Origin of the sequence: Winogradskya consettensis, from assembly GCF_018332715.1 — a bacterium.
Classification (GTDB): Bacteria; Actinomycetota; Actinomycetes; order Mycobacteriales; family Micromonosporaceae; genus Actinoplanes; species Actinoplanes consettensis.
Window position 1 is genome coordinate 1 of record NZ_BOQP01000068.1, and the last position, 4,938, is coordinate 4,938.

The 4,938-nt window shown below is 72.9% G+C and carries 2 protein-coding genes; both read right to left on the reverse strand.

Annotation, left to right across the window (positions count from 1 at the left end; genetic code table 11):
• A partial coding sequence (locus tag Aco04nite_RS45960; protein ID WP_213003494.1) for a beta-ketoacyl synthase N-terminal-like domain-containing protein occupies positions 1 to 750 on the reverse strand: 750 nt, incomplete at its 3' end.
• 68 nt (positions 751 to 818) lie between these two features.
• Complete coding sequence (locus Aco04nite_RS45965) at positions 819 to 4,925, reverse strand: SDR family NAD(P)-dependent oxidoreductase (RefSeq protein ID WP_308161741.1); 4,107 nt, start codon at positions 4,923 to 4,925, stop codon at positions 819 to 821.
• Between the last annotated feature and the right edge of the window lie 13 nt (positions 4,926 to 4,938).

A 4,938-nucleotide genomic window follows, 5' to 3' on the forward strand; every position in this document is an offset into this window, starting at 1 on the left:
GCCCCGCTGGCGGGCGAACTCGAGGAACGCGATGGGGGTCGACATGACGGTGGCGCCGCCGGCGAGGGCCAGATCACACTCCCCCGACCGCAACGCGTTCGCGGCCAGGTGCAGGGCGACCAGCGACGACGAGCACGCGGTGTCCACGGTCACCGCCGGGCCCTCCAGCCCGAACGTGTACGCCACCCGGCCCGAGGCGATGCTCCCCGCGCTGCCGTTGAAGAGGTAGCCCTCGAAGCCTTCCAGCGGCAGGTCGGGGCGGGAGCCGTAGTCGCTGTACATCACTCCGGTGTAGACCCCGGTGCGGCTGCCCTTGAGCCCGGCCGGGTCGATCCCGGCGCGTTCGAACGTCTCCCACGCGGTCTCCAGCAGCAACCGCTGCTGCGGGTCGGTGGCCGTGGCCTCCCGCGGCGACATACCGAAGAGCTCGGGGTCGAACCCGGCCGCCTCATAGAGGAATCCCCCTTCGCGGCAGTACGAACGCCCCACCCGGTCCGGGTCCGGATCGAACAGCTCGCCGGCGTCCCATCCCCGGTCGCCCGGGAAGTCACCCACGGCGTCACGGCCGGACGCGACCAGCTCCCACAATGCCTCGGGCGAGGTGACCCCGCCCGGGAACCGGCAGGCCATCCCCACGATGGCGATGGGCTCCTGGTTCTTCTCCTCGACCTCGCGAAGCCGCTTGCGCGCCTCGCGCGCATCGGCGATCGCCCGCTTGAGGTACTCGCGGAGCTTTTCCTCTTCCGGCACGTCGTTCAGCTCCCCAGCATCGTGGTTGTCGTGGGACGGCCCGGCGGCGTGGTGACCCGCCGGCCTAATCAGTCGAGGTCGTCGACGAGGGCGAACAGTTCGTCGTTGCTCGCGTTGTCGAGGTCGGTGTCGCCGTCGTCGTGCCCGGTCACCTCGCGGTGCAGGTCGAGCAGGGCACGCAGCCTCGACGCGATGAGCTCGCGGTCCGCCCCGGGGGTGCCGCCAGAACGCAGGGCCGCCTCGACAGCGGTCAGTCCGGTCAGCGCGGCGCCCGCGGCGGGCTCGTCGCCGCCGGTCTCGGCGTGCAGCAGACCGGCGAGGGCGAGCGGGGTCGGGTAGTCGAACACTAGTGTCGTGGGCAGCCGCAGCCCGGTCGCGGCGTTGAGCTGATTGCGCAGTTCGACCGCGGTGAGCGAGTCGAAGCCCAATTCCTGGAACGACCGGTCCGCCGGCACCGCCGCCGCACCGGTGTGCCCGAGCACAGCGGCCACCTGGGCCCGGACGAGGTCCACCAGGACCTGCTCCCGCTCGCTGCGCGAGAGCCCGGTCAGCCGGTCGGCGAGGGTCGTGGCCGGCGCCGAGCCGTCCGCCCGGCGCAGGCGTGGTGCCGGGACGAGCTTGCGCAGCAGCAGCGGCGCCGGTTCGGCCGACGACCGCAGTGCCGCCAGGTCCAGCGGGGTCACCGCCAGCACCGCCTCATTGCCGCGTACGGCCCGGTCGAACAGCTCCATGGCCGCCACCGAACGCAGCGGCACGAGCCCCGAGCGGGCCATCCGCATCCGGTCCACGTCCGCGAGATGCCCGGTGATGTCGCTGGACTGCTCCCAGAGCCCCCAGGCGAGGGAGACGCCGGGCAGTCCGTGCGCCCGGCGGTGCTGCGCCAGCGCGTCGAGGAACGTGTTACCCGCCGCGTAGTTGGCCTGTCCGGCGGTGCCGAGCAGGCCGGCGATCGACGAGTAGACGACGAACGCGGTCAGGTCGAGGTCCCGGGTGAGGTCGTGCAACAGCCATGCGGCATCGGTCTTCGGGCGCATGACGGCATGCAGGCGGTCGGCATCGAGCGCGGTGACCAGCCCGTCGTCGAGAACCCCGGCGGTGTGGACGACGGCGGTCACCGGGTGCCCGGCGGGGAGCCCCGCCAACACCCTGGCGAGGTCCCCGCGGTCGGTGACGTCGCACGCGACGATGTCGACGGCCGCGCCGAGAGCGGTGAGCTCGTCACGCAGCTCATCCGCGCCGGGCGCCTGTGGTCCCCGCCGGCTCAGGAGCAGCAGCCGCGCCGCACCGTGCCGGGTGACCAGGTGCCGGGCCAGAACGCCGCCGAGCGCGCCCGTCGCACCGGTCACCACGACGGTTCCCTGGTCCCAGCGGGGTGCGGGCGCGGTTTCCGGGACGGCCGGTGCGCGGATGAGCCGGGGTGCGCGGACGGCGCCGTGGCGGATCGCCAGCTGGGTCTCGTCGCCGGCGACGGCTGCCGTCAGCGCGGCGGACGAACGCGGGTCGTCGTCGAGATCGGCGAGGACGAAGCGGCCCGGCTGCTCGGTCTGCGTGGACCGGACCAGGCCCCAGACCGCCGCGGCGGCGAGGTCCGGTACGTCGGCGCCGTCGACGCCGATCGCCCCACGGGTCACCACCACCAGCTTCGCCGCGGTGTCGCGCTCGCCCGCCAGCCACTCCTGGATCTGGTGCAGCACGTAGGCGGTGAGCTCGCGGGTGCGTACGGGAACGGGGATCCGCGGGTCGGGCTCCGGGAGCCGCAGGATCGACGGCTCCGCGGCGCCGGACGACGCGGACTCCGGCACGGGAATCCACTCGACGCCCCACAGCCCATCCGTGCCGGTCGACGCCCTGCGGACCGCGTCCGCCGGCAGGGACCGCAGGACCAGCGATGCCACCGACACGACCGGCGCACCGGTGGCATCGCTGAGTTCGAGCGACACGACCCGGGATCCCTCGTCGAGCGACATCGTGGTCATCGCGACCCGTGCCGCGGTGACTCCCGGCTGGTGGATGCGTACCCCGGACCACGAGAACGGCAGCCAGGCCGTACCACCGGTCTCCGTCACCCCCGGCAGGACGGGGTGCAGGGCCGCGTCGAGCAGAGCCGGGTGTACGCCGTACCAGCGGGCGTCCCCCTGCTCATCCTCGGCCAGCCCCACCTCGGCGAGGACCTCGCCGCCGCCGCCGCGCCACAACCGCCGCAGCCCCTGGAAGGCGGGCCCGTACGTGTACCCGTCGTTGACGAGGCGCTCGTACACGCCGTCCAGGTCGACCACGACGGCGCCGGCAGGCGGCCATACCGCGGTTCGCACCGGATCCGGACCTGCGGCGGGACCGGTGGCCAGCGTGCCGGAGGCGTACCGGATCCAGTCGGATTCGTCGACCGTGCCACCGGAGGGGCGGGCGAACACCTCGAGCAGGCGCCGGCCGTCGCCGCCGGCCTGTCCCACGACCACCTGCACGGCGGTCTCGTCCTGCTCTGGCAGAACCAGCGGGCTCGCGAGCGTCAGTTCCTCCACGTACGCGCCGAGTTGCTCAGCGGTGTACGTCGCGAGCTCCAGCAGCGCGGTTCCCGGCACCAGCGCGGCATCCGCGACGACGTGATCACCGAGCCACGGCTGGGTGCGGCGGGACAGCTGCCCGACGAATACGTACCCGTCGCGGTCCGCGAGCCGGACGGCGGCACCGAGCAGCGGATGGTGGGTGGTGCTGAGGCCCAGGCCTCCGGCGTCGCGGGCGACCTTCGCCTCGGTGAGCCAGTACCGATCGCCCTGGAACGGATAGCCCGGCAGGGCGATCCGGCGCGCCGCGGGCAGCAACGCGGTCCAGTCCACTGCCGTGCCGCGGGCGTCCATCCGGGTCAGCGCCGTGATCAGGGTTTCCGGTTCCGGCCGGCCGGCCCTCAGCCCCGCGACGCTCAGCCCGGGGTCCCCGATGAGACAGCCCGGTACCTGGGCGGTGAGGACGCCGTCCGGGCCGAGCTCCAGGAAGTCGGTGACGCCGTAGCCTTCGAGGTGACGCACCCCGTCGTGGAAACGCACCGTGGCGCGGATGTGCCGTGCCCAGTATTCCGGTGACCGCAGCTGTTCGGCGCCGGCCGTCACCCCGGTCACGTTCGACACCACGGGGATCCGGGGCTCGTGGAACGTCAGCCCGGCCAGTACGGCCCGGAATTCGTCCAGGACACCGTCCATGTGCGCCGAATGGAACGCATGGCTGACCACGAGCCGCTTCGTACGACGGCTCTGCGCCCGCCACTGCTGTTCGACCCCGAGCACAGCGTCCGCGTCACCCGACACCACCACCGAACGCGGTCCATTCACCCCCGCGATCGACACCCCCGCAGGCAGCCCGGCGAGGATCTCCTCCTCGGTGGCCTCGACCGCGACCATCGCCCCACCGTCCGGCGCCGACTGCATCAGCCTGCCCCGGGCCACCACCAGCCGGCACGCATCCGGCAGATCCAGCACCCCGGCGGCGTGCGCGGCCACAACCTCACCGATCGAATGACCCAACAGCATGTCCGGGACCACGCCGAAGCTCTCCACCAGCCGGAACAACGCCGTTTCCAGGGCGAACAAACCCACCTGCGTGAACACCGTCTGATCAATCAGCGCCGCCTCGGCCGAATCCACCGGCGCGAACACCACCGACGCCAACGGACGATCCAGCTCACCGTCGACAAGGTCACACACCGCGTCGAACGCCGCCCGGAAGACCGGGAACGCCTCGTACAGTCCGCGGCCCATGCCGAGGCGCTGGCTGCCCTGACCCGTGAACAGCACTGCAGTGCGGCCCCTCGGGACGGTCGTGTCCGAGCCACCGGAGACCGTGTCCAGGGCGTCGATCAGTTCGCCGCGGGTGGCACCGACGACAGCGGTGGTGTGGGTCAGCCGTGAGCGGCCGAACGCGAGGGTCCAGGCGACGTCCGCCGGGTCGAGGTCCGGATGCCGGGTGACGAATTCCCTCAGCCGGCCGGCCTGGGCCGACAACGCGCCCGCCGATCGGGCCGACAGGATCCACGGCACGACCCGCGGGGTCGCCGCCGGTTGCGGGTCCGGGGCGGGCGGTTCTTCGAGAATCACGTGGGCGTTGGTGCCGCTGATGCCGAACGACGACACCGCGGAGCGCCGCGACGGACCGGTGGCCGGCCAGTCGCGTGCCTGTGTCAGCAGCCGGACCGTGCCG